General features: G+C 70.9%; 23 protein-coding genes and 1 riboswitch. Of the genes, 13 read left to right on the forward strand and 10 right to left on the reverse strand.

From position 1 onward, the window contains the following. Positions 1–1,584 carry a Na+/H+ antiporter gene (locus ACFVXK_RS09300; RefSeq protein WP_389610899.1) on the reverse strand — a complete coding sequence of 528 codons (1,584 nt, stop codon included), beginning with the start codon at positions 1,582–1,584 and terminating at the stop codon, positions 1–3. 65 nt (positions 1,585–1,649) lie between these two features. On the opposite strand from ACFVXK_RS09300, the gene ACFVXK_RS09305 reads away from it, so the two are divergent. The 3 genes from ACFVXK_RS09305 (at position 1,650) to ACFVXK_RS09315 (ending at position 3,536) form a co-directional block, all read left to right on the forward strand. Next, entirely contained in the window at positions 1,650–1,910 is a 261-nt protein-coding gene (locus ACFVXK_RS09305; protein ID WP_389610900.1) for a UBP-type zinc finger domain-containing protein, read from the forward strand. Positions 1,911–2,124: 214 nt separating this feature from the next. Next, entirely contained in the window at positions 2,125–2,538 is a 414-nt protein-coding gene (locus tag ACFVXK_RS09310; RefSeq protein WP_042816094.1) for an anti-sigma regulatory factor, read from the forward strand. Between the two features lie 11 nt (positions 2,539–2,549). After that, the gene (locus tag ACFVXK_RS09315) at positions 2,550–3,536 is read left to right on the forward strand and encodes an RNA polymerase sigma factor SigF (RefSeq protein WP_389610927.1); all 987 of its coding nucleotides are present in this window, start codon (positions 2,550–2,552) and stop codon (positions 3,534–3,536) included. 19 nt (positions 3,537–3,555) lie between these two features. Here ACFVXK_RS09315 and ACFVXK_RS09320 read toward each other — a convergent pair whose 3' ends face one another. After that, entirely contained in the window at positions 3,556–4,026 is a 471-nt protein-coding gene (locus tag ACFVXK_RS09320; RefSeq protein ID WP_389610901.1) for a hypothetical protein, read from the reverse strand. An 85-nt stretch (positions 4,027–4,111) separates the two neighbouring features. Here ACFVXK_RS09320 and ACFVXK_RS09325 point away from each other — a divergent pair, with 85 nt between their 5' ends. Both ACFVXK_RS09325 and ACFVXK_RS09330 read left to right on the forward strand, forming a co-directional pair. After that, the gene (locus tag ACFVXK_RS09325; protein WP_389610902.1) at positions 4,112–5,077 is read left to right on the forward strand and encodes a diacylglycerol/lipid kinase family protein; all 966 of its coding nucleotides are present in this window, start codon (positions 4,112–4,114) and stop codon (positions 5,075–5,077) included. Between the two features lie 319 nt (positions 5,078–5,396). Further along, on the forward strand, positions 5,397–5,654 hold the full coding sequence (locus tag ACFVXK_RS09330) for a WhiB family transcriptional regulator (protein WP_003953983.1): 258 nt from the start codon (positions 5,397–5,399) through the stop codon (positions 5,652–5,654). A 149-nt stretch (positions 5,655–5,803) separates the two neighbouring features. Here the strand turns inward: ACFVXK_RS09330 and ACFVXK_RS09335 are convergent, their stop codons facing one another. Both ACFVXK_RS09335 and ACFVXK_RS09340 read right to left on the reverse strand, forming a co-directional pair. Further along, entirely contained in the window at positions 5,804–7,273 is a 1,470-nt protein-coding gene (locus ACFVXK_RS09335) for a sensor histidine kinase (protein WP_389610903.1), read from the reverse strand. A 393-nt stretch (positions 7,274–7,666) separates the two neighbouring features. After that, a complete protein-coding gene (locus tag ACFVXK_RS09340) occupies positions 7,667–8,260 on the reverse strand; it encodes a TetR/AcrR family transcriptional regulator (RefSeq protein WP_389610904.1) in 594 nt (197 codons plus the stop codon). Positions 8,261–8,345: 85 nt separating this feature from the next. On the opposite strand from ACFVXK_RS09340, the gene ACFVXK_RS09345 reads away from it, so the two are divergent. Together ACFVXK_RS09345 and nagB are read left to right on the forward strand one after the other, a co-directional pair. Continuing rightward, the gene (locus ACFVXK_RS09345; protein ID WP_389610905.1) at positions 8,346–9,107 is read left to right on the forward strand and encodes an SDR family oxidoreductase; all 762 of its coding nucleotides are present in this window, start codon (positions 8,346–8,348) and stop codon (positions 9,105–9,107) included. Positions 9,108–9,237: 130 nt separating this feature from the next. Then, positions 9,238–10,023: a glucosamine-6-phosphate deaminase gene (gene nagB / locus ACFVXK_RS09350; RefSeq protein ID WP_389610906.1), complete on the forward strand. Its 786-nt coding sequence runs from the start codon at positions 9,238–9,240 to the stop codon at positions 10,021–10,023. Between the two features lie 72 nt (positions 10,024–10,095). Here nagB and ACFVXK_RS09355 read toward each other — a convergent pair whose 3' ends face one another. The 4 genes from ACFVXK_RS09355 to ACFVXK_RS09370 form a co-directional block, all read right to left on the reverse strand. Next, a complete protein-coding gene (locus tag ACFVXK_RS09355) occupies positions 10,096–11,580 on the reverse strand; it encodes a glycoside hydrolase family 3 protein (RefSeq protein WP_389610907.1) in 1,485 nt (494 codons plus the stop codon). Between the two features lie 5 nt (positions 11,581–11,585). Beyond that, a complete protein-coding gene (locus tag ACFVXK_RS09360; protein ID WP_389610908.1) occupies positions 11,586–12,443 on the reverse strand; it encodes a carbohydrate ABC transporter permease in 858 nt (285 codons plus the stop codon). Continuing rightward, a complete protein-coding gene (locus tag ACFVXK_RS09365) occupies positions 12,440–13,435 on the reverse strand; it encodes a carbohydrate ABC transporter permease (protein WP_389610909.1) in 996 nt (331 codons plus the stop codon). Before ACFVXK_RS09365 ends, ACFVXK_RS09360 begins: the two co-directional genes overlap by 4 nt. 74 nt (positions 13,436–13,509) lie before the next feature. After that, a complete protein-coding gene (locus ACFVXK_RS09370) occupies positions 13,510–14,796 on the reverse strand; it encodes an extracellular solute-binding protein (protein ID WP_389610910.1) in 1,287 nt (428 codons plus the stop codon). A gap of 291 nt (positions 14,797–15,087) precedes the next feature. Between ACFVXK_RS09370 and ACFVXK_RS09375 the strand changes: the two genes are divergently transcribed. The 6 genes from ACFVXK_RS09375 to ACFVXK_RS09400 all read left to right on the forward strand — a co-directional run bounded on the left by ACFVXK_RS09375 (position 15,088) and on the right by ACFVXK_RS09400 (position 22,703). Beyond that, positions 15,088–15,852, forward strand: a complete 765-nt coding sequence (locus ACFVXK_RS09375) for a GntR family transcriptional regulator (protein ID WP_358899310.1) — start codon at positions 15,088–15,090, stop codon at positions 15,850–15,852. 131 nt (positions 15,853–15,983) lie between these two features. Continuing rightward, on the forward strand, positions 15,984–18,185 hold the full coding sequence (locus ACFVXK_RS09380; RefSeq protein ID WP_389610911.1) for a carbon starvation CstA family protein: 2,202 nt from the start codon (positions 15,984–15,986) through the stop codon (positions 18,183–18,185). Next, on the forward strand, positions 18,182–18,382 hold the full coding sequence (locus ACFVXK_RS09385; protein ID WP_389610912.1) for a YbdD/YjiX family protein: 201 nt from the start codon (positions 18,182–18,184) through the stop codon (positions 18,380–18,382). The genes ACFVXK_RS09380 and ACFVXK_RS09385 overlap by 4 nt, the downstream gene beginning before the upstream one ends. An 82-nt stretch (positions 18,383–18,464) precedes the next feature. Beyond that, entirely contained in the window at positions 18,465–18,962 is a 498-nt protein-coding gene (locus ACFVXK_RS09390; RefSeq protein ID WP_389610913.1) for a GNAT family N-acetyltransferase, read from the forward strand. A gap of 58 nt (positions 18,963–19,020) precedes the next feature. Continuing rightward, positions 19,021–19,152: riboswitch (cobalamin riboswitch) on the forward strand. 144 nt (positions 19,153–19,296) lie between these two features. Continuing rightward, a complete protein-coding gene (locus ACFVXK_RS09395) occupies positions 19,297–21,687 on the forward strand; it encodes a ribonucleoside-diphosphate reductase subunit alpha (protein ID WP_389610914.1) in 2,391 nt (796 codons plus the stop codon). Further along, complete coding sequence (locus ACFVXK_RS09400; protein WP_358899304.1) at positions 21,687–22,703, forward strand: ribonucleotide-diphosphate reductase subunit beta; 1,017 nt, start codon at positions 21,687–21,689, stop codon at positions 22,701–22,703. The genes ACFVXK_RS09395 and ACFVXK_RS09400 overlap by 1 nt, the downstream gene beginning before the upstream one ends. A gap of 204 nt (positions 22,704–22,907) precedes the next feature. Here the strand turns inward: ACFVXK_RS09400 and def are convergent, their stop codons facing one another. Further along, positions 22,908–23,543, reverse strand: a complete 636-nt coding sequence (gene def / locus ACFVXK_RS09405) for a peptide deformylase (protein WP_389610915.1) — start codon at positions 23,541–23,543, stop codon at positions 22,908–22,910. A 59-nt stretch (positions 23,544–23,602) separates the two neighbouring features. Further along, entirely contained in the window at positions 23,603–24,598 is a 996-nt protein-coding gene (locus tag ACFVXK_RS09410) for a tetratricopeptide repeat protein (RefSeq protein WP_389610916.1), read from the reverse strand. Positions 24,599–24,676 lie beyond the last annotated feature (78 nt).

Below are 24,676 nucleotides of genomic sequence, written 5' to 3' on the forward strand. Positions count from 1 at the left end.
TCAGCCCGTCTCCTCCCGGTAGGCCGCCGCCTCCTCCAGGTCCAGGCGGCGGAGCAGGCCGCGGAGCATCTCGTCGTCGATGCGGCGGCGGTCCCGGAGGGCCACGAAGACCTCCCGTTCCGCCTCGATCATTTCGCGGGCCAGCCTGCGGTAGACCTCGTCCGCCGACTCGCCCGTCAGCGGGTTGACCTCGCCCAGGCGCTCCCACACCGCGTTGCGGCGGCGTTCCAGGACCGTGCGCAGGCGGTCCACCAGGGGCGGCGGCAGGCTGCTGTTCGCCGGGTCCTCCAGGAGTTCCGTGAGGCGTTCCTCCGCCGCCCGGGAGGCCTCGCTCTGGGCCTGGGCCTCCGCCAGGGTCTCGGCCTGGGCGTCGCGCGGCGGCAGCCGCAGCGCGCGGATCAGGGGCGGGAGGGTCAGGCCCTGCACGACCAGGGTGCCGATCACCGTCGTGAACGTGAGGAAGAGGATCAGGTTGCGGTGCGGCACGCTCATCGGCACCGAGAACGCGATCGCCAGGGAGACCACCCCCCGCATCCCGGCCCACCCCACGATCACCGGGGACTTCCAGTCGGTGTCGGGCTCGCGCGCGCGGATCCGCTCCGAGACCCATCTCGGCATGAAGGTCGCCGGGAACACCCACACGAACCGGGCCACCACCACGGCGAGGAACACCGCGACCGCGTACCAGGCGGCCGCCAGGCCCTCGTACTCGCTCAGCCCCTTCAGGACCACCGGCAGCTGGAGGCCGATCAGGGCGAAGACCACCGACTCCAGGACGAACGCGACGACCTTCCACACCGCCTCCTCCTGGAGCCGGGTCGCGAAGTCGACCTGCCAGTTGCGGTGCCCGAGGTAGAGGGCCACGACCACCACGGCCAGGACGCCCGACGCGTGCACCCGCTCGGCGGCCGCGTACGCCACGAAGGGGATCAGCAGGGAGAGGGTGTTCTGGAGCAGCGGCTCCCGCAGCCGTTTCCTCAGCTGGTGGATCGGGACCATCAGGAGCAGGCCGACCCCGACGCCGCCCACCGAGGCCAGGAGGAACTCGGCGAGTCCGCCCGACCAGCCGGCGCTCGTGCCGACGGCGGCGGCCAGGGCCACCTTGTAGGCGGTGATGGCGGTGGCGTCGTTCACCAGGGACTCGCCCTGCAGGATGGTCGTCACCCGGCTCGGCAGCCCGAGCCGCCGGGCGATCGCGGTGGCCGCGACCGCGTCGGGCGGGGCCACGACCGCGCCCAGCACCAGTGCCACCGGCAGTGACACCCCGGGTACGACCAGGTACGTCACCCAGCCCACCGCGAGCGTCGCGAACAGCACGTACCCCACCGAGAGGAGGGCGATGGGCCGTACGTTGGCCCGCAGGTCCAGGTACGAACTGTCGACCGCGGCCGTGTGCAGCAGCGGCGGGAGCAGCAGCGGCAGCACGATGTGCGGGTCGAGGGCGTACGAGGGCACCCCGGGCACGTACGCCGCGACGAGTCCCACGGCGACCAGCAGCAGCGGCGCCGGCACGGGGGTGCGCCGGGCCGCCCCCGCCACGGCGGCGCTCACCGCCACCAGCGCCACCAGCGGCAATACCTCCATCGAAGATCCATCCCCATCCGTCGTCGCCGATGTCCCACCCGCGCCCTGGCCGTAACCTGGCCATCATGAGCGAGTGCACCCACGTTGCCGAACTGCCGCGCCCCGAGCCTGTCCCCAGTGCACTGACGTGCCCGGAATGTCAGGTGCTCGGCAGCCATCCGGTCCAGCTGCGGATGTGCCTGGGGTGCGGGTACGTGGCCTGCTGTGACAGCTCTCCCCACCGGCACGCCACCGCGCACCACCAGGAGACGGGCCATCCGGTGATGCGCAGCTTCGAACCGGGTGAGACGTGGCGTTGGTGTTTTGTCGACGGTTCGATCGTCTGAAGCGGGGTAGTTCAACCCTCCGCCGGTTCCCCCGATTTGGGCCCGCAGACCCCTAGCCACTGTGTGTACTCATGGGCTTACCATCGGTCACTGCACAGAGGTGGGGTCGGCCCGGGCGCTCCACAGAGGGCGCCATGAGGGGTGCCGCGACACGATCGCCCGGATCGCGATAGCGTCACCGGCGAACAGAGCTCGTACCACCTTGGAGGTGAGGGTGTCCCAGATCGCAGGCGAGCCCGGGACCCAGGACTTCGTGGAAGTCCGGCTGCCGGCTGCGGGTGCCTACCTGTCGGTGCTGCGAACGGCCACGGCCGGTCTCGCGGCACGGTTGGACTTCACCCTCGACGAGATCGAGGACCTCCGCATCGCGGTGGACGAGGCCTGCGCGATCCTGCTCCAGCAGGCCGTGCCGGGCTCCGTCCTCAGCTGCGTCTTCCGGTTGATCGACGATTCACTGGAAGTGACCGTCTCCGCGCCCACCACCGACGGGCGCGCGCCGGAGCGGGACACGTTCGCGTGGACCGTGCTGTCGGCGCTGGCCGGCAAGGTCGAGGCGACGGTCGAGGACAACCGGACGGTGAGCATCAGCCTCTACAAACAACGCGGCGCGGGACCAGGCCCGGCGTGAGCGGCGGGGAGATCCCGGTGCGGGGCGGGGATCGGCCCCGGGTACGGCACGAGGTCGACGGCGGCATCCCGGAGCAGCACCACGCCCGGCCGCACCCGGCTGACGCGGATGCGGAAGACGGCTTTTTGGACTCGGCGGAGCGACGGGCGGGCCCTATGAGCGAGAACCAGCACGACCAACCACAGCCACCGGAGGCCCCGGCCCCGGAGCTGCCGGACGAGGCGCACGCGGCGGTGCCGGATCCGCGCGACCGCAGTGGCGCGCGGGCCCTGTTCTTCGAGCTGCGCGAGCTGCCCGACGGGTCCCCGGAGCGGGCGGAGCTGCGCAACCGGCTGGTGCGGATGCACCTGCCGCTGGTCGAGCACCTGGCACGGCGGTTCCGCAACCGGGGCGAGCCGCTGGACGACCTGACGCAGGTGGCGACGATCGGCCTGATCAAGTCGGTGGACCGGTTCGATCCGGACCGGGGGGTGGAGTTCTCGACGTACGCCACCCCGACGGTGGTCGGCGAGATCAAGCGGCACTTCCGTGACAAGGGCTGGGCGGTGCGGGTGCCGCGGCGCCTGCAGGAGCTGCGGCTGTCGCTGACGACGGCCACGGCGGAGCTGTCCCAGCAGCACGGCCGTTCGCCGACGGTGCACGAGCTGGCGGAGCGGCTGGGGATCTCCGAGGAGGAGGTGCTGGAGGGGCTGGAGTCGGCCAACGCCTACAGCACGCTGTCGCTGGACGTGCCGGACACCGACGACGAGTCGCCGGCGGTGGCGGACACCCTGGGCTCGGAGGACGAGGCGCTGGAGGGCGTCGAGTACCGCGAGTCGCTCAAGCCGCTGCTGGAGGGGCTGCCGCCGCGGGAGAAGCGGATCCTGCTGCTGCGTTTCTTCGGGAACATGACCCAGTCGCAGATCGCCCAGGAGGTGGGCATCTCGCAGATGCACGTCTCCCGGCTGCTGGCGCGGACGCTGGCCCAGCTGCGGGACAAGCTCCTCGTCGAGGAGTGATCGAAGGGTGCCGGAGGGGTTATCGGGCCTGGTCCGCGGGTCCGATGCCCAGTGCCTCGGTCGCCGTCGGGTTCACCAGGAGCCCGGTGACGGCCACCGCCGCCAGGGCGAGGGCCACGGCGGCGGCGGTCATCGCCCCGCCGGTGGTCCACAGGGTCCAGGCGACGGGGAGGGCCATCAGCTGGGTGATCAGCGCGGGGCCGCGGCTCCAGCGGCGGCCCAGGCGCAGCCCGCGGGCCGCGATCAGCGGGAGCGCGGCGAGGGCGAGCAGGGTGACTCCCCCGGTCTCGGCCTGCTGCGGGGAGTCGGGGTGGCCGGCGATGCCGACGAACAGCATGTAGACGCCGAGGCCGGCGAGGGCGAGGCCCTCCAGGGCGGTCAGTGCGGCGGCCGCGGTCAGCCGGCCGGGCAGCGTCCTGGGTTCCGTGGTCGCGGCGGCGGGGCCTTCGGGGGACGCGGCGGGGGTGCGGGGGCTCGGCTTCTTGCTCACCCCAGCAGGGTAGCCGCGGCGGGGCGGGTCCGGACGGGGACGGTCGGTAGGGGCGGGGTGCGCGGGGGTGGGTAGTCTGGCGACCATGCGTGCACTTCTCGTGGCCAACCCAGCAGCGACGACCACCAGTGCGCGCACGCGCGACGTCCTCACCCACGCCCTGGCCAGCGAGATGAAGCTGGAGGCGGTGACCACCGAGTACCGGGGGCACGCCCGTGACCTGGGGCGCAAGGCCGCGCACGAGGGGCTGGACCTGGTGGTGGCCCTGGGCGGTGACGGCACCGTCAACGAGGTGGTGAACGGGCTGCTGCACGACGGCCCGGATCCGGAGAACCTGCCGCGGCTGGCGGTGGTGCCGGGCGGTTCCACGAACGTCTTCGCACGGGCGCTCGGGCTGCCGAACGACTCGGTCGAGGCGACCGGCGCCCTGCTGGACGCGCTGCGGGAGCGGCGCGAGCGGACGGTGGGCCTGGGGCTGGCCGCGGGGGTGCCGGGCACGGAGGACGAGTCGGTCCCGTCGCGCTGGTTCACGTTCTGCGCGGGCTTCGGTTTCGACGCGGGTGTGGTGGGGCGGGTCGAGCAGCAGCGGGAGCGCGGCAAGCGTTCGACGCACGCCCTGTATGTACGACAGCTGATGCGGCAGTTCTGGGAGGAGCCCAACCGCCGGCACGGGACGATCACGCTGGAGCGGCCGGACATGGATCCGGTGACGGATCTGGTGCTGTCGATAGTCTGCAACACCTCTCCGTGGACGTACCTGGGAAATCGCCCGCTGTACGCCTCTCCGGAGGCCTCGTTCGACACCGCGCTTGACGTATTGGCGCTGGACCGTTTGTCAACTCCGGCGGTCGCGCGGTACGCGACACAGCTCCTGACCTCGACTCCTGAGCGCGGTCCGCACGGCAAGCACGCCGTGTCTCTGCACGATCTGACCGACTTCACCTTGCATTCGAAGGTTCCCCTCCCTTTCCAGATGGACGGCGATCACCTCGGAGTGCGCACCAGCGTTCGGTTCACAGGCGTTCGCCGTGCACTGCGTGTGATTGTGTGAGTAGAAGAGTCCAAAATCCTTTCAGTCGAACGTTTACACGCCAGTCCACCCCTAGGAACTAGGGCTGTGACCTAGTCGACACCGACGAATCCAAAAAAACTTTCCGGAAGGGGTTGTATCCCCGTCCGAGGTTTGCGAATCTCTACATGGCGTTCGGGACAGCCCGCAGAACCCGGCACCCACACAGAGCGCCAGAACCCCACCACGAATCTCGGACCGCACCAGGCAACTGGGCGTCGGCCCTTCCCTCACGGGGGGATTCGTGAAAGCGTTCACATTCACAAGCAACCTGCCCGCAATACAAGGAGATGGAGCAGCCATGGACTGGCGTCACAACGCCGTTTGCCGCGAGGAAGACCCCGAGCTCTTCTTCCCCATCGGCAACACCGGTCCTGCGCTGCTGCAGATCGAGGAAGCCAAGGCCGTCTGCCGCCGTTGCCCCGTCATGGAGCAGTGCCTGCAGTGGGCGCTCGAGTCCGGCCAGGACTCCGGTGTCTGGGGCGGCCTGAGCGAGGACGAGCGCCGCGCCATGAAGCGCCGCGCCGCTCGCAACCGGGCGCGCAACGCCAGCGCCTGATATCGACTTTCGAGCCTCGACGCGCAGCGCGTAGTACCCGTATAGCGCTCAGCAACGTGCTCTTGAGCCCCGGACCGATCACCCTTCGGTCCGGGGCTCAGTGCTTTCCCCGCACCGGTCCGTCACGGTGAGTGACGGACGGTGGGGGGCTACTTCTGTGAGCTGACCGGGACGTCGAGGACGACCTTGGTGCCGCGCGGCTCGGCGCGGACCATGTCGAAGGTGCCGCCGAGCTCCCCCTCCACGAGGGTCCGGACGATCTGCAGCCCGAGGTTGCCGGCCTTCTGCGGGTCGAAGCCCTCGGGCAGGCCGCAGCCGTCGTCGAGGATGGTGATCAGCAGCCGGCCGTCGGCACGGCCCGAGCCGCTGCGGGCGGCGGTCACCTCGACCGTGCCGCCCTCCCCCTGGGTGAACGCGTGCTCCAGGGCGTTCTGGAGGACCTCGGTCAGCACCATCGACAGCGGAGTGGCCACCTCCGCGTCCAGGATCCCGAACCGTCCGACGCGGCGGCACTGCACCTTGCCGGGCGAGATCTCGGCGACCATGGCGATCACGCGGTCGGCGATCTCGTCGAACTCGACCCGCTCGTCCAGGTTCTGGGAGAGGGTCTCGTGCACGATCGCGATCGAACCGACGCGCCGCACCGCCTCGTTGAGCGCCTCGCGGCCGCTTTCGGAGTCCATCCGGCGTGCCTGGAGGCGCAGCAGCGCCGCCACCGTCTGGAGGTTGTTCTTCACCCGGTGGTGGATCTCCCGGATGGTGGCGTCCTTGGTGATCAGTTCACGTTCGCGACGGCGCAGTTCGGTGACGTCGCGGCACAGGACCAGGGAACCGATGCGGGTGCCCTTGGGCTTGAGCGGGATCGCGCGGAGCTGGATGACCCCGCCGTTGCCCTCGACCTCGGTCTCGCGGGGGGCCCAGCCGCTGGCGAGCTTGGCGAGGGCCTCGTCCACCGGGCCGCGGGAGGGGGCGAGTTCGGCGGTGGTGGTGCCCAGGTGCTGGCCGACCAGGTCGGCGGCGAGGCCGAGCCGGTGGTAGGCGGAGAGGGCGTTGGGGGACGCGTAGGTCACGACGCCGTCGGCGTCGAGGCGCATCAGGCCGTCGCCGACGCGCGGGGAGGCGTCCATGTCGACCTGCTGGCCGGGGAAGGGGAAGGAGCCCGCGGCGATCATCTGCGCGAGGTCGGAGGCGGACTGGAGGTAGGTCAGCTCCAGCCGGCTGGGTGTACGCACAGTGAGCAGGTTGGTGTTGCGGGCGATCACGCCGAGGACCCGGCCCTCGCGGCGGACGGGGATCGACTCGACGCGGACCGGCACCTCCTCGCGCCACTCCGGGTCGCCCTCGCGCACGATCCGGCCCTCGTCGAGGGCGGCGTCGAGCAGCGGGCGGCGGCCGCGCGGCACGAGGTGGCCGACCATGTCGTCCTGGTACGAGGTGGGGCCGGTGTTCGGCCGCATCTGCGCGACGGAGACGTAGCGGGTGCCGTCGAGGGTGGGGACCCAGAGCACGAGGTCCGCGAAGGAGAGGTCGGAGAGCAGCTGCCACTCCGAGACCAGCAGGTGCAGCCACTCCAGGTCGGTTTCACCGAGGGCGGTGTGCTGGCGTACGAGATCGTTCATGGAGGGCACATTGCGAGCGTACCCCGGGTACGGGGATGACTTTCCCCACGACGGGTACTCGGGAGTATCCAGGAAGGGCGCACTCCGCGTACTGTTGGAGGAAGTGACGGGCCAGTAGGTCCGCGCTTTGGATGGACAGGACAGATTGGTCTAGTCCACAATTGACCGAAGCTTCCGCCCTCCCCGCACAGGAGGACGGATCGAGGTGGCCGCGCGTTCTGCCCTGACCGCGCAGACACCTCCCACCGGCCGCCGGGAACCGCACACCTGACGGCCGTAAGTACTCCGGGCTACGGTGCCGGACGGGTTGAGGGTCCCGTCCTGCACCGTGGCCCAGAGGAAATGCCGACCGCGTGCGGAATTCCCCGCGGTATCACGCCGGAGCGCGCCCGATCATTGCGGCCAGGCCAGCAGCGCCCGCTCCGCCACCGCCTCCAGTTCCTCCCGGGTCGCCCCGTCGCGCGACTGCTGGCTCATGCCCTGGAGCACCGCTCCGGCGTAGCGGGCCAGCGCCCGCGCGTCCGTGCCGGCGGGCAGGACGCCGCTCGCGATGTCGGCCCTGATCCGGCTCTCGAACATCGCCAGGTTGGCGTTGCGGCGCTCGCGCAGGGCCTCGGCCACCTCCTGCGAGGTGGTGTTGGCGGCCGCGCTGATCACCATGCAGCCCGGCGGGTGGGCCGGGTCGGTGTAGATCTCGGCCGCCTCCCGCAGGATCCGGCCGATGGCCGCGCCGGCGGTGGGCTCCTCGCGGAGCGCGACGCCCGCGAAGTCCCCGTAGCGGCTGCCGTAGACCACGACGACCTCGTCGAAGAGTTTGCGCTTGTCGCCGAAGGCCGCGTAGAGGCTGGGCGCGCCGATGCCCAGGGTGCGGGTCAGGTCGGAGATGGACGTGGCCTCGTAGCCGTGTTCCCAGAAGGCCAGCATCGCCTTGTCGAGGGCGGCGTCCCGGTCGAAGGAGCGGGGCCTGCCGCGCTGTCCTGTCACCATGCGGACGATTCTATAGCGCTCGCTAAGGAATCTGATACGGTCCTTTCTGTAGCGACCACTACCGAATGATGGAGGGGGGCGCGTCATGGGCGTGCTCAAGGGAAAGACGGCGCTGGTCACGGGCGGCAGCCGGGGTATCGGGCGGGCCGTCGCGGAGCGGCTGGCGCGGGACGGCGCGCTGGTCGCCGTGCACTACGGGCGCAACGAGGCGGCGGCGAAGGAGACCGTCGCCGCGATCGAGGCCGCGGGCGGCCGGGCCTTCGCGATCGGCGCGGAGCTCGGGGTGCCGGGGGACGCGCAGGCGCTCTGGGCGGCGTACGAGGCCCACCCGGCGCACACCGGGCGGGTGGACGTGCTGGTGAACAACGCCGGGGCGGCGACCTTCGCGGGGATCGGCGAGACGGACGAGGAGACCTTCCAGCGGGTCCAGGCGCTCAATGCGCAGGCCCCCTTCTTCGTGATCAAGCACGGGCTGGAGCGGCTCGCGGACGGGGGCCGGATCGTCAACGTCACGGGCACCCCGGACATCGCCCTCCCGGCGATCCTCGCCACGATCATGGCCAAGGGCGCGGTGAACGCGCTGACGGTCTCGCTGGCCGCCGCGCTCGCGCCGCGCGGGATCACGGTGAACTCGGTGGGCCCCGGCATCACCGAGACCGAGCTGAACGCGGCCTGGCTGGCCGATCCGGCGGCCCGGGCGCACGCGGCGTCGCGGTCGGTGTTCGACAGGGTGGGCACGGTGGAGGAGGTGGCCGACGTGGTGGCCTTCCTGGCCTCCCCGGACTCCCGCTGGATCACGGGCCAGCACCTGTCCGCCACGGGGGGCTTGCAGCTGGCCCTGCAGTAGCCGGCCGACCGGGCGCGGGGGCCGGAACGGCGGGACGATGGGTGGGGCGGAGTACCGCCATCCGGGGGGACGCTCTGCTAGATTGGTCTATACCACAACCCCGCACCCTCTTCAGATCGGCAGGCCCCGCGTGGAAGTTGTCATCGTCCCGGACGCCAAGGCAGGCGGCGAGCTCATCGCGGAGGCCATGGCCGCCCTGGTCCGCCGCAAGCCCGACGCCCTGCTGGGCGTGGCGACCGGATCCACCCCGCTGCCCATCTACGCGGCGCTCGCCGCCAAGGTCGCGGCCGGCGAGGTCGACGCCTCCCGGGCCCGGATCTGCCAGCTCGACGAGTACGTCGGGCTGCCGGCCGGGCACCCGGAGTCCTACCGCGCGGTCGTGCTGCGCGAGGTCGTGGAGCCCCTGGGCCTGACCGAGGACTCCTTCATGGGCCCCGACGGCTCCGCGGCCGACGTCCAGGCGGCCTGCGAGGCCTACGACCAGGCCCTCGCCGACGCCGGCGGGGTGGACCTCCAGCTGCTGGGCATCGGCACCGACGGCCACATCGGCTTCAACGAGCCCTGCTCCTCCCTGGCCTCCCGCACCCGCATCAAGACGCTCACGGAGCAGACCCGCGTGGACAACGCGCGCTTCTTCGAGGACGACATCGAGCAGGTGCCGCACCACGTCATCACCCAGGGCATCGGCACCATCCTCGACGCCCGCCACCTGGTCCTGCTGGCCACCGGCGAGGGCAAGGCCGAGGCCGTCGCCCAGACCGTCGAGGGCCCGCTGTCGGCCCTGGTCCCGGCCTCCGCGCTCCAGCTGCACCGGCACGCGACCGTCGTCGTGGACGAGGCCGCCGCCTCCAAGCTGAAGCTGGCCGACTACTTCCGCCACACCTACGCGAACAAGCCCGCCTGGCAGGGCCTGTAAGCGCACGGGAACGACGGAAAAGGGCCGGGCCCCCCTCCTCGGGGGCCCGGCCCTTCCGCGTGTGCCCGTGGTCTACCGGGCGCCGGCGACGACCTCGGCCGCGGCCCGCCCGCAGACCCGGGCGGCGCCGTGCGTGGCGATGTACAGCGCCCCGCGCGGCTCGGCGCGCGGCAGGCCCATCTCCACCACCACGGTGTCGGGCCGCGCGGCGACCAGGGCGTCCAGCACACCGGTCATCCACGGGTGCCGGTGCGCGTCGCGGACCACCGCGACGACCGTGCGGTCCCCCGCGGCCGCCAGTACGTCCCCGGCGCCCGAGCCCTCGGAGTAGACGCCCGAGGCGGTCCCCGGGACCAGGGCGGCCAGCTCCTCGGCCACCCCCCAGGGGGTCTCGTCACCGACCGCGATGTTCGCGACGGGGGCGAGCGTGGCGACGTACGGGGCGGCCACGGGGGCCGGGGTGCCCGACACGGCCAGTGCGCGGCGGGCTGCCTCCAGGCCGATGCCGGACGCGCGGCTCCCCTCCTGCCGCGCGTCCGGCCGGGCCCGGAAGGTCCATCCGGCGAGGGCGCGCACCCGCTCGGCGGCGTCGGCGAGCCGCTCCTCGGGCAGCGCGCCCTCGCGGACGGCGGCGACCAGCGCGTCGCGCAGACGCAGCACGGTCGCCTCGTCGGCGAGGCCCCCGCCGACGCAGATGGCATCGGCGCCGGCCGCGATGGCCAGCACCGAGCCGCGCTCGATGCCGTACGTGCCGGCGATGGCGTTCATCTCCATGCCGTCGGTGACGATGAGCCCCTCGTAGCCGAGTTCCTTGCGCAGCAGACCGGTGAGGATCTGCGGGCTGAGGGTGGCGGGGCGGGTCGGGTCGAGGGCGGGCACCAGGATGTGGGCGCTCATGACGGCCTTGGTGCCGGCCTCGATGGCCGCCCGGAACGGGACCAGCTCGCGGGCCTGGAGGGTGTCCAGGCCCACGTCGATGCGGGGCAGCGCGTGGTGCGAGTCGACGTTGGTGTCGCCGTGGCCCGGGAAGTGCTTGGTGCAGGCGGCGACCCCGGCGGCCTGGAGGCCCTCGACGTACGCGGCGGTGTGCCGGGCGGTGAGGGCGGTGTCGGCGCCGAAGGAGCGCACCCCGATGACCGGGTTGTCGGGGTTGGAGTTGACGTCGGCGGACGGGGCCCAGTTGAAGTTCACCCCGCACTCGGCGAGGCGGCGGCCCAGTTCGCGGGCGACCTCGCGGGTCAGGTCCGTGTCGTCGACGGCGCCGAGCGCCAGGTTGCCCGGGAAGGAGGAGCCGCCCCGGACCTCCAGGCGGGTGACGTCGCCGCCCTCCTCGTCGATGGCGACGAGGAGGTCCTCGCGTTCGCGGCGCAGCTGGGCGGTGAGCGCGGTGAGCTGCTCGGGCGCGGTGATGTTGCGGCCGAAGAGGCCGACGGAGGCGAGGCCCTCGCCGATGTGGCGCAGCAGCCAGGAGGGGGCGGTGGTGCCCTCGAAGCCGGGCTGGAGGACGGCGAGCGCGTCGCGGGTCAGGGTGTCGGTGTGGTGCGCGAGGATCGTCACGGCCGTTATCCCTTCACGGCGCCGGCGGTGAGGCCCGCGGCCATCTTGCGCTGGACGACGAGGAACAGGGCCACGATCGGGATCGCCATCATGGTGGAGCCGGCCATCATCGGGGCGAACTCGGTGCCGTGCAGCGTGGTGAAGTTCCCGAGCCACACCGTGGCCGTCTGCTTCTGCTGGCTCATCAGCATCAGGGCGTAGAGGTACTCGTTCCACGCCTGGATGAACCCGTAGACGGAGGTGGCGACCATGCCCGGGGCGAGCAGCGGGAAGACCACCCGGATGAAGGCGCCGGTGGGGGTGCAGCCGTCGACCTGGGCCGCTTCCTCCAGCTCCTTGGGGATGTTCACGATGAAGCCGCGCAGCGTCCAGACCGTGAAGGGGAGGATGAAGGTCAGGTAGGTGATGATCAGGCCGGTGAGCTTGTCGTACTGGCCGAGGTCGTTCAGCAGGAGGAAGACCGGGATGATCATCGCGACGAGCGGGATCATCTGGACGGCCAGGATGCCCACGATGACGGCCTTGCGCCCGCGGAAGGCGAAGCGGGAGATGGCCAGGGCCGCCAGCATGCCGACGGCGATGCCGATGACGACCACGACGCTGGAGACGATCAGGCTGCGCCCGACCGGCCCCCAGAAGTCGGAGATCTCCAGGGCGCGCCGGAAGTTGTCCAGCGTGAACGTGGTGGGGAAGAAGTGGGGGTTCGGGTCGATCGCGTCCTTGGCCGGCTTGAACGCCGTGTTGAGCATCCAGTAGACGGGGAAGCCCACGACGACGAAGACCAGCAGGCCGATGAGGTTCCAGCCGAGCTTGGACTTCTTCACGCGCTTGAGGGGCGCGGCGGTTGCGGTGGTCGAGGTCACTCCACCTCTCCGATCTTGAGCATCTGGCGCATGTAGACGGCGACGACTCCGAGCAGCAGCAGCACGGTCACCAGGGCGATCGCGGAGCCGGTCGCGTAGTCGTTGACGGTGAAGGCCTGCTGGTACGAGTAGGTGGTCAGCAGCTGGAACTTGGCCTCGGGGTTGCCGTTTCGCATCACGAAGACCTGCGGGAAGACGCCCATGTCCCAGATGACCGAGAGGGTCGTCAGCATGACGATGATCGGCTTCAGGATGGGCAGGGTGACGTGCCGGAAGACGCCCCAGGCGCCGGCGCCGTCGAGGCGGGCCGCCTCTTCCAGTTCCTTGGGGACCTGCGTGAGGCCCGCGCTGAGGGTGATGACCACGAACGGCACGGCGCCCCAGACCACGAGGAGCATGATCACCGCGAGTCCCTGGGGGCCGCTGGCGAACCAGTTGTGGCCGACCATGTCCACGCCGGGAAGCTTGCTGAGCAGGTAGTTGAGGACGCCGTAGTCGGCGTCGAACAGCCACTTGAAGACGGCGGTGGCGACGATGATCGGCATGCCCCAGCTGGCCACGAGGGCGATGCTGATGAGGATCTTGACGAAGCCGGAGACCTTCTGGAGCAGCAGCGCGATGAGCATGCCGATGACCATCGTGAAGACGACCGCGCCCACCGCGAAGAGGACCGTGCGCAGGACGACGGACCAGAAGACGCCGTCGCCGAGGATCTTGGAGAAGTTGTCGAACCCGACCCACTCGGGGTCCTTGAAGCCCCAGAGTTCGGACTTGCCGAACTTCTGGAAGGAGAGGGTCACCAGTCTGTAGAGCGGGTAGCCCATGATGAGGACGATGATCAGCAGGCAGGGCGCCAGCAGCAGCCAGGGGGTGGCACCGCTCCCCTTGCGGGCGGCCTTCCCCGGCGCGCCCGTGCTTCCGCTCCCGGCTCCGGGGGAGGTCTGCTGCTTCGCCGGCGGCAGTTCGGCGGTGGTTGTCTGTGCGGCACTCATCGCGCGCTCCTCGGAAGTCCCTCTCTTGACGGTCGGCAGGGCCCCGCCGTCCGGCGGGGCCCTGCGACTTCAGGTCACTTGGTGTTGATGACCTTGTCGATCTCGGCGTCGGCGGCCTTGGCCGCGTCCTCGACCGACTTGCCGCCGGTACCGAGGTCACGGAGCATCGTCTGGAGGATCTTGGCCTTCTCGACCTGGCCCCAGCCGGGGGCGGTGGGGACGAACCAGGAGGACTCGGCGGCCGTGGCGGCGACCTGGGTCTTCGGGTCGGCCTTCAGCGGGCCGAGGTCCGTCTTGTTGTTCGGCAGGTTGCCCTTGGCGATCAGGCCCTTCTGGCCCTGGGCGCCGGTGAAGGCGTTGATCCACTCGGCCGCGACGTCCTGGGCCTTGGACTTGGTGGGGATGGCCAGGTCGGAGCCGCCGAGGAAGACCGGGAGGTTCTTGCCGTTGGGGCCGGGCTGGACGAAGTTCTCCAGCTTGTCCGTCAGGCCGCCGACCTTGTCGTTCTCCGGGGTGGCGGCGGTGCTGCCCTCCCACGCGGCCGCGAAGATCGCGGCGGAGTTGCCCTGGCCGAAGACGACCGGGCGGTCCGACTCGTCCTTGGTCTTGTCGGCGTGCATGTACTTGTCGAGGAGCTCCTTGTACTGCTTGAGCCCCTTCAGCGACTCGGGGGAGGACAGGGCGCCCTTCCACTTGCCGCCGTCCTTCTTGGCGATGGCGCCGCCCGCGTCGTAGACGAAGGACATGGCCGCGTACCAGTCGGGGGACGGCTGGTAGAGGGCGCTGAACTTGTCACCCTTGGCCGCCTGGATCTTGTCCAGGGCGGCGGTGTACTCGGCCCAGGACTTCGGGGTGGCGGTGATGCCGGCCTCGGCGGCGATGTCCTTGCGCCAGGTGCCGACGCGGCCACCGGCGTAGTAGGGGACGCCGTAGGTCTTGCCCTCGTAGGTGACGGACTGCTTGAGGGCGTCGAGCCAGGCGGCGGAGTTCTCGAACTTCGAGGGGTCGACCTCGGCGAAGGCACCGGTCGACATGTAGCCGATCATCTCGGAGTTGCCCATCTCGACAACGTCCGGGGCCTTGTCCGTGGCGAGCACGGCGTCCAGCTTGGCGTTCTTGTCCGGCCAGCCGTAGTACTCGTGCTTGACGGTCAGACCCGGGTGCTTCGCGACGATGGCGTCGTCGGCGGCCTTCACCAGCTCGGGCCAGTTCTTCTGGGCGTCGACGGTCAGCCAGACCGTCAGCTCCTTGGCGTCGGAGGCCTTGCCGTCGCCGCCCGCCTTGCTGCCCGAGTCACCGCACGCCGCCAGGCCGATTACCATGCCGGCGACTCCCACCGCCGCGATGAGCTTGCGCTTCACGCCACCCTCCTCAGGGATGCTCTCTGCACTTCCCTCGCCCGCCGCGGTGACATACATACGAAGTACTGCCGTGGGGCCGGGATCTGATCCATATTGGTGTAGACCAGTACCGGGAGCTTGGCCTAGACCTTTAGGGGTGTCAAGGGTCTAATGAGCGGGTGCTCGGTCCGTTATCGGACCGACACCTGGGGGAGGGAGGAGGCCTGCCCTCCCGCCCGTGTCACCATGTGACCGCACATATCGGAGGAGCCGGTGACGGCAGCGAAACTGGAGTCGGGAAGGCGGGCGGCGATGTCCACCGAAGGGGCGACCACGGAGCCGGAGAGCGGACCAGCCACTCGAACGGCACGTGTGCCCAAGTACTACCGACTCAAGCGGCACTTGCTCGACATGACCGAAACGCTACCCCCCGGCACTCCAGTACCGCCGGAGCGGACGCTCGCGGCCGAGTTCGACACCTCCCGGACCACCGTCCGGCAGGCGCTGCAGGAGCTCGTGGTCGAGGGGCGGCTGGAGCGCATCCAGGGCAAGGGCACCTTCGTCGCCAAGCCCAAGGTCTCCCAGCCGCTGCAACTGTCCTCCTACACCGAGGACATGCGCGCCCAGGGCCTGGAGCCCACCTCCCAGCTCCTCGACATCGGCTACGTGACCGCCGACGACACCCTCGCCGGCCTGCTCAAGATCGCCACCGGCGGGCGGGTGCTGCGCATCGAGCGGCTGCGCCTGGCCAGCGGCGAGCCGATGGCCATCGAGACCACGCACCTGTCGGCCAAGCGCTTCCCCGCACTGCGCCGCTCGCTCGCCAAGTACACCTCCCTCTACACCGCCCTCGCCGAGGTGTACGACGTCCGGCTCGCGGAGGCCGAGGAGACCATCGAGACCTCCCTCGCCACCCCGCGCGAGGCCGGACTGCTCGGCACGGACGTGGGCCTGCCGATGCTGATGCTCTCGCGCCACTCGCTGGACGCCGAAGGCGAACCGGTCGAATGGGTGCGATCGGTATATCGCGGCGACCGTTATAAGTTCGTTGCCCGTCTCCAGCGACCCGCTGTGTGATCAACGGTTGACGCGCCTTCGAACGCCGGTGGACGCTCGTACCGCTATGCGGACGAGGGGTTACGTCCACCGACAACCCCCCGTAGATTCCGTGCGCTTGTACGCAAATGATCAACGAGGGGACGAGGATCATGCCGGAACCGGGAGCAACAGGGACGCAGCGGACACCGGCGGCGAGAGCCACCCCGCAGTCCATCGCCGTCTGGGTGCTCGTGGCCCTCGTCGGCGCCGTCGGCTGGGGCGTGCTGGCACTCTCGCGCGGTGAGGAGATCTCCGCCGCCTGGCTGCTGGCCGCCGCGCTGGGTTCGTACGCCATCGGCTACCGCTTCTACGCGCGGTTCATCGCGAACCGCGTGCTGAAGCTGGACGGCACCCGGGCCACCCCCGCCGAACGCCTCGACAACGGTGTCGACTTCCACCCCACCGACCGGCGCGTGCTCTTCGGCCACCACTTCGCCGCCGTCGCCGGCGCCGGTCCGCTCGTCGGCCCGGTGCTCGCCGCCCAGATGGGCTACCTGCCGGGCACGATCTGGATCGTCGCGGGCGTGATCTTCGCCGGCGCCGTCCAGGACATGGTGACGCTGTTCTTCTCCACCCGGCGCGACGGCCGCTCGCTCGGCCAGATGGCCCGGGACGAGATCGGCCCCGTCGGCGGGGCCGCCGCCCTGCTCGCCGTGTTCACCATCATGATCATCCTGCTGGCGGTGCTCGGCCTGGTCATCGTCAACGCCCTGGGGCACTCCCCCTGGGGCGTCTTCTCCATCGGCATGACCATCCCGATCGCCCTCTTCATGGGCGTCTACCTGCGCTACCTGCGGCCGGGCCGGGTCACCGAGGTCTCCGTCATCGGCGTCGCACTGCTGCTCCTCGCCATCGTGGCGGGCGGCTGGGTCGCGGAGTCCTCCTGGGCCGACTTCTTCACCCTGGACAAGGAGACCCTGGTCATCTGGATGATCGGGTACGGCTTCATCGCCTCCGTCCTGCCGGTGTGGCTGCTGCTCGCCCCGCGCGACTACCTGTCGACCTTCATGAAGGTCGGCACCATCGCCCTGATGGCGATCGGCGTGGTCATCGCCATGCCGACGCTGAAGATGCCCTCGGTCACCGACTTCGCCACGCGCGGCGACGGCCCGGTCTTCGCCGGGTCGATGTTCCCCTTCGTCTTCATCACCATCGCCTGCGGGGCCCTGTCCGGCTTCCACTCGCTGGTCGCCTCGGGCACCACCCCGAAGATGATCCAGAAGGAGACCCAGGTCCGGGTCATCGGCTACGGCGCGATGCTCACCGAGTCCTTCGTCGCCGTCATGGCCGTGATCGCCGCCTGCATCATCGAGCCCGGCCTGTTCTTCGGCGTCAACTCCCCCGCCGGGGTCATCGGCACCACCGTCCAGAGCGCGTCGGCGGCCGTCGGCCACCTCGGCTTCGCCATCTCCCCCGACGCCCTCGCGCAGGCCGCCAAGGACGTGGAGGAGACCACCCTGCTGTCCCGCACGGGCGGAGCGCCGACGTTCGCGCTCGGGATGTCGGAGATCTTCTCCTCCGTGTTCGGCGGGGCCGGGATGAAGGCGTTCTGGTACCACTTCGCCATCATGTTCGAGGCCCTGTTCATCCTGACGACGGTGGACGCGGGCACCCGCGTCGGCCGGTTCATGCTCCAGGACACCCTGGGCAACGTGCACAAGTCCTTCAAGGACGTCAGCTGGAAGCCGGGCGTCTGGCTGGCCAGCGCGGTCGTCGTCGGCGGCTGGGGCTACTTCCTGTGGGTCGGCGTCAAGGACCCGCTGGGCGGCATCAACCAGCTGTTCCCGCTGTTCGGCATCGCGAACCAGCTGCTCGCCGCCGTCGCCCTGGCGGTGTGCACCACCCTGCTGGTCAAGTCCGGCCGCCTCAAGTGGGCCTGGGTCACCGGCGTCCCGCTGGCCTGGGACGTGGCCGTCACCCTCACCGCGAGCTACCAGAAGGTCTTCTCCGACGACGTGAAGATCGGCTTCTTCGCGCAGCGCGACAAGTACCAGACCGGCATCGACGCCGGGAAGGTGCTGCCGCCCGCCAAGAACATGGACGAGATGCACACCGTGGTCACCAACGCCACGGTCGACGGGGTCCTCTCCGCCCTCTTCGCCGTGCTGATCGTCATCGTCCTGCTGGACGCGGCCCGCACCTGCTTCAAGGCCGTCTCCGACCCCGGGTCGGTCCGCCTGAGCGAGGTCCCGTGGAGCGAGTCGAAGATCATCGCCCCGGCGGGGCTGATCGCCACGGCCGAGGAGAAGGCCCAGCTCGCGGCGGCCGGCCTCGACAACGGCGGCGGCCGCGTGAAGGACCCGGTCGCATGAGCGGCGCGGTCCGGTCGGCGCTGGCGAAGGCCCGTTACTTCGTGCGGGAGTTCTCCGGCGAGGCCGCGTACGACCGCTACGTCGCCCACGCCCGCTCCCACGACCCCGAGGCCGAGGTCATGACCCGCCGCGCCTTCGAACACGCCCGCACGGACGCCCGCGAGGCCGACCCCCGCAAGGGCTTCCGCTGCTGCTGAGCACGGAGCAGGGCCCCGCCGTCTCCGACCGGAGACGGCGGGGCCCTTCGGCGTACCGGGCCCGTGGCGCACACTCGGTGGCATGGACTTCGAGATCAGGACGGCACGGGAAGACGAGTACGCGCGGCTCGGGGAGATCACCGGGCGGGCCTACACCGGGGACGGGCTGCTCGACCTCAACGACGACGACACCTACCTGAACGTGCTGCGCGACGTCGCCGGGCGGGCCTCCGACGGGGAGGTGCTCGTCGCCGTGCGGGACGGGGTGCTCCTCGGCGGGGTCACCTTCGCCGCGCCCGGAAGCCGGCTCGCCGACATCGCCGGGCCGCACGACGCCGAGTTCCGGATGCTCGCCGTCGCCGCCGAGGCGCGCGGGCAGGGCGTCGGGGAGGCCCTCGTACGGGCGTGCGCCGAACGGGCCCGGGCCCTGGACGGGGTCACGGCACTGGTGCTGTCCACCCAGCCGGCCATGCGCGGGGCCCAGCGGATCTACGAGCGGCTCGGGTTCGCCCGTACGCCGGAACTGGACTGGTCGCCCATCCCCGCACTGACCCTGCTCACGTACCGAATGGAGCTGTGAGGACACGCTCCGCATGCACCCGACACAACATGTGGGGGCTACCGCATCAGGTCGCCCCCACATGTATGCTCATGCCTGCTGCCGCCGCAGGGGAATCCGGTGGGAATCCGGAACTGTCCCGCAACGGTGAGACGTACGCCCAGCGGCGTATCCGCGAGTCCGAAGACCTGCCGGCAGTGCCCCCGGATCGACCGAACCGGGGTGTCGATTCGTCCGGGCCTCGCGGTTGGGCCGGTGGACGCCGCGCGGTGCCGCCCTCACGGGCCCCTGCCCGCGCGCGCCCGCTCGCGCCCCGCTCCGCCGATGACCGGGCCGAGTGAGGGAGAGCTCCCCCGTGACCATCGCGCCCGCCGCACCGCGCGCCGAGTCCGACCACCCCGAAGCAGAAGGTCCCGGGGCCGCCCTGCTGCGGACCCTCACCGAGCTCACGGCCGACCTCCCCGACACCGACCCCGGCCGGATCGCCGCCGCCGCCCTGCGCGGCCGCAGCGCCGCCGCCGACGAGGCCGAACTGCGCGGGCTCGCCACCGAAGCCGCCGCCGGCCTGATCTCCGAGGACCCGGCCTACTCCCGGCTCGCCGCCCGCCTGCTGACGCTCGCCGTCGCCGACGAGGCCGCCGGCCAGGGCGCCACCTCCTTCGCCGAGTCCGTCGCCGTCGGCCACCGCGAGGGCCTGATCGCCGACCGCACCGCCGAGTTCGTCGCCGCCCACGCCGCCCGCCTGAACGCCCTGGTCGAGCACGCGCTCGCCGAGGGCGCGGACGACCGCTTCGGCTTCTTCGGCCTGCGCACCCTGCACAGCCGCTACCTGCTGCGCCACCCGATCACCCGCCAGGTCATCGAGACCCCGCAGTACTTCATGCTGCGCGTGGCCTGCGGCCTCGCCGAGGACGAAAGCGTCCGCGCCGTCGAGGAAGTGGCCTCGCTCTACAGCCTGATGAGCCGCCTCGACTACCTGCCGTCCTCCCCGACCCTGTTCAACTCGGGCACCCGGCACCCGCAGATGTCCTCCTGCTACCTCCTCGACTCCCCCCTGGACGAGCTGGACTCCATCTACGACCGCTACCACCAGGTCGCCCGCCTCTCCAAGCACGCCGGCGGCATCGGCCTCTCGTACTCCCGCATCCGCGCCCGCGGCTCCCTGATCCGCGGCACCAACGGCCACTCCAACGGCATCGTCCCGTTCCTGAAGACCCTCGACGCCTCCGTCGCCGCCGTGAACCAGGGCGGCCGCCGCAAGGGCGCCGCCGCCGTCTACCTGGAGACCTGGCACGCGGACATCGAGGAGTTCCTGGAGCTCCGCGACAACACCGGCGAGGACCAGCGCCGCACGCACAACCTGAACCTCGCCCACTGGATCCCGGACGAGTTCATGCGCCGCGTGAACGCCGACGCCGAGTGGTCGCTGTTCTCCCCCGCCGACGTCCCCGAGCTGGTCGACCTGTACGGCGAGGAGTTCGACGCCGCCTACGTCAAGGCCGAGGCCTCCGGGCTCGCCAAGAAGACCATGCCGGCCCGCGACCTGTACGGCCGCATGATGCGCACCCTCGCGCAGACCGGCCAGGGCTGGATGACGTTCAAGGACGCCTCCAACCGGACGGCGAACCAGACCGCGCTCCCGGGCACGGTGGTCCACTCCTCCAACCTCTGCACCGAGATCATCGAGGTCACCAACGACGGCGAGACGGCCGTCTGCAACCTCGGCTCCGTCAACCTCGGCGCGTTCGTCGCCGACGGGGACATGGACTGGGAGCGCCTGGACGAGACCGTCCGCACGGCCGTGACCTTCCTCGACCGCGTCGTGGACATCAACTTCTACCCGACCGAGCAGGCCGGCCGCTCCAACGCCAAGTGGCGTCCGGTGGGCCTGGGCGCGATGGGCCTCCAGGACGTCTTCTTCAAGCTGCGCCTGCCCTTCGACTCCGCCGCGGCCAAGGCGCTGTCCACGAAGATCGCCGAGCGGATCATGCTCGCCGCGTACGAGGCCTCCTGCGACCTCGCCGAGCGCTCCGGCCCGCTCCCGGCCTGGGCCGAGACCCGTACCGCCCAGGGCGTCCTGCACCCGGACCACTACGACACCGTGCGCCACTGGCCCGAGCGCTGGGACGCCCTGCGCGCCCGGGTCGCCCAGTCCGGCATGCGCAACTCCCTGCTCCTCGCCATCGCCCCGACGGCGACGATCGCCTCCATCGCGGGCGTGTACGAGTGCATCGAGCCGCAGGTCTCCAACCTCTTCAAGCGCGAGACCCTGAGCGGTGAGTTCCTCCAGGTCAACGGCTACCTGGTGGAGGACCTCAAGAAGCTCGGCGTGTGGGACGCGCAGACCCGCGAGGCGCTGCGCGACTCCTCCGGCTCGGTCCAGGGCTTCGGCTGGATCCCGGAGGAGGTTCGCGAGCTGTACCGCACGGCGTGGGAGATCCCGCAGCGCGGCCTGATCGACATGGCGGCGGCCCGTACGCCGTACCTGGACCAGAGCCAGTCGCTGAACCTCTTCCTGGAGACGCCCACCATCGGCAAGCTCAGCTCGATGTACGCGTACGCCTGGAAGCAGGGCCTGAAGACCACGTACTACCTGCGCTCGCGCCCGGCGACGAAGATCGCCCGCGCGGCCTCCGGCGCCGCCGTCCCGGCCGCCGCCACCCCCACCCAGCTGCCGCAGGCCATGGACGCCGAGGCGCTGGCCTGCTCCCTTGAGAACCCCGAGTCCTGCGAGGCCTGCCAGTAATGAGCTCCACCGAGAAGAAGAACCTCCTCGACCCGGGCTTCGAGCTCACGCTCCGCCCGATGCGCTACCCGGACTTCTACGAGCGCTACCGGGACGCGATCAAGAACACCTGGACGGTGGAGGAGGTCGACCTCCACTCCGACGTCGCCGACCTCGCGAAGCTGACGCCGGCCGAGCAGCACATGATCGGCCGTCTGGTCGCGTTCTTCGCGACGGGCGACTCGATCGTCTCGAACAACCTGGTCCTGACGCTGTACAAGCACATCAACTCCCCGGAGGCGCGCCTGTACCTGTCGCGCCAGCTGTTCGAGGAGGCCGTGCACGTCCAGTTCTACCTGACGCTGCTCGACACCTACCTGCCCGACCCGGACGACCGCGCGGCGGCGTTCGACGCGGTCGAGGAGATCCCCTCCATCCGCGAGAAGGCGCAGTTCTGCTTCAAGTGGATGGACTCGGTCGAGAAGATCGAGCGCCTGGAGACGGCCGCCGACCGCCGCCGCTTCCTGCTGAACCTGATCTGCTTCGCCGCGTGCATCGAGGGCCTGTTCTTCTACGGCGCCTTCGCGTACGTGTACTGGTTCCGCTCGCGCGGCCTGCTGCACGGCCTGGCGACGGGCACCAACTGGGTCTTCCGCGACGAGACCATGCACATGAACTTCGCGTTCGAGGTCGTGGACACGGTCCGCAAGGAGGAGCCGGAGCTTTTCGACGACGCCCTCCAGCAGCAGGTCACCGACATGCTGAAGGAGGCCGTGGAGGCGGAGCTGCAGTTCGGCCGCGACCTGTGCGGTGACGGCCTGCCGGGCATGAACACCGACTCGATGCGCGAGTACCTGGAGTGCGTCGCCGACCAGCGCCTGGTGCGCCTCGGCTTCCCGCCGGTGTACGGCTCGCAGAACCCGTTCTCGTTCATGGAGCTCCAGGGCGTCCAGGAGCTGACGAACTTCTTCGAGCGCCGCCCGTCGGCCTACCAGGTGGCCGTCGAGGGCACCGTGGACCTGGACGAGGACTTCTAGTCCGGCCGGTCGGCAGCGGCGGCCGGTATTCGACCCCCGACTTGACATGCGGGGCGGGCGGGTCTGGTCGTCGGGCCGAGGCGGTGGTGGGATCCGAGTACGCCGCTCCGCGTCACCCGCGCGGAACACCCCCCACAGGCGAAGGCCCCGTTCCGGAGCGATTCCGGAGCGGGGCCTTCGTGCGTCCGCGGGGCGCGGGCCGGGTCAGTCGTTCGGGACGACCTCGTAGCGCGGGGTGTTCTCGGCCATCTGGCGCAGCGCGTCCTTGCGGTCGCGCTTGGAGAGGCGGTCGATGTACAGGTAGCCGTACAGGTGGTCGGTCTCGTGCTGGAGGCAGCGGGCGAAGTAGCCGGTGCCGCGGACCTTGATCGGGTTGCCCTGGGCGTCCTGGCCGGTGACCTCGGCGTAGTCGGGGCGGGCCAGGGAGGCGTAGGCGGTGGGGACGGAGAGGCAGCCCTCGTTGGAGTCGTCCAGGACGCGGGCGCCGGCCGGCAGCTCGACGAGCTTGGGGTTGACCACGACACCGGTGTGGCGGACGCCGTCGTCGTCGGGGCAGTCGTAGACGAAGACCTTGGCGTCGACGCCGATCTGGTTGGCGGCCAGGCCCACGCCCTCGGCGGTCTTCTGGCTGGCGAACATGTCGTCGATGAGCTGCGCCAGCTCGTCGCCGAACTCGGTGACGTCCTTGCACTCGCGGTGCAGGACCGGGTTGCCGACGACCGTGATGGGGCGGGACGTACCGCGCTCGCGGTGGGCGAGCTCGCGCGCCTCACAGTCCTCGGTGTCCACGACCCAGCCCTCGTCGTCGATCGGGGTCACCTGGTTCTCCTGCTGCGCCATGTCCGCCGTACGCCTTCCCTCAAAGTCCGTGGTGTGCCCGTACAGCCTACGGCCCGGGGTCAGCAGACTTCTTCGAGATCCCGCCACTCCCTGCTGTCGGGGCTGTCGGCGACCCAGCCGTCGAGCAGTCCGCGCACCAGTCCGGCCGGCGCCGCGATGCCGCATTCGCGCTCGGGGACCCACAGGGAGCCGGATCCGGCCGTCCTGTGGCCGAGGGGGCCGGGGTGGCCGGGCTCGCTGTGGTCGTGGGGGTCGAGGTGGTCGCCGTTGTTCTCGCCGCTGGGCATCGAGCTCTCGGAACAGGTCCGGCACAGCAGCCGCACGGACGAGGACCAGTCCTCGGCGGCGAAGCCCGCGTCCGAGGCCAGCTGCTCCAGGGCGTCGCGGTCCTCCTCGGTGGCCGCCTCCAGCAGGACCACCCAGGTCGGCACGGGGGAGGGCGCCCACAGCTCGATCTCGTCGAAGACCGGGTACGAGGGCCCGGCCGCGGTGACCCGCTCGCCGTGCGGCACCCCGTCGTGCAGGACGACCTCGCCCCAGCGGCGTCCCGAGGAGGGCAGCGGGATGGACAGGACCTCCATGCGGGCTGGATCGAGCCTGCGGCCCCACACGACCTCGGCCTCGCCTTCGGGCGAGAGCCGCACGGCCGCGCTGCCCAGCTCCATGCCCACCGGCTCGCCCGTCCCGGCCGTGCTGTGGGGGTCGCCGGGCACCTTCAGCCCGTAGGCCTGCCAGGCCCGGCGGGCCAGCGGCCAGTCCTGGAGGGCGGTCGCGGCGATGCCCACGTTCCACCAGTCCGGGGCGCCGGTCTCGCGGTCCAGCAGGGCGACGGCGCGCAGGCCGGCGGCCCGCGCCTGCTCCCAGTCGTGCCGGAACTTGTGGAGAAGGGCCAGGTTGAACCAGGACTCGGACAGCCAGGGCTCCAGGTCCGCCGCCCTGGTCAGCAGTGCACCCGCGTCCTCGTACCGACCGTCGCCGATCAGCGTGAACGCGCGGTCGGTGGCCTGCCGCCACGAGGCGGAGGGCCGATGCCGTACCTTCCCGAAGATCCTCACGATTCCCGCCTGCCGCTCCAACGGTTCAGCCCTGCGGACACCCTCACGGACACCCCTTACTGCATCCAACCATGCCCG

Source organism: Streptomyces sp. NPDC058157, from assembly GCF_042884105.1.
Classification (GTDB): Bacteria; Actinomycetota; Actinomycetes; order Streptomycetales; family Streptomycetaceae; genus Streptomyces.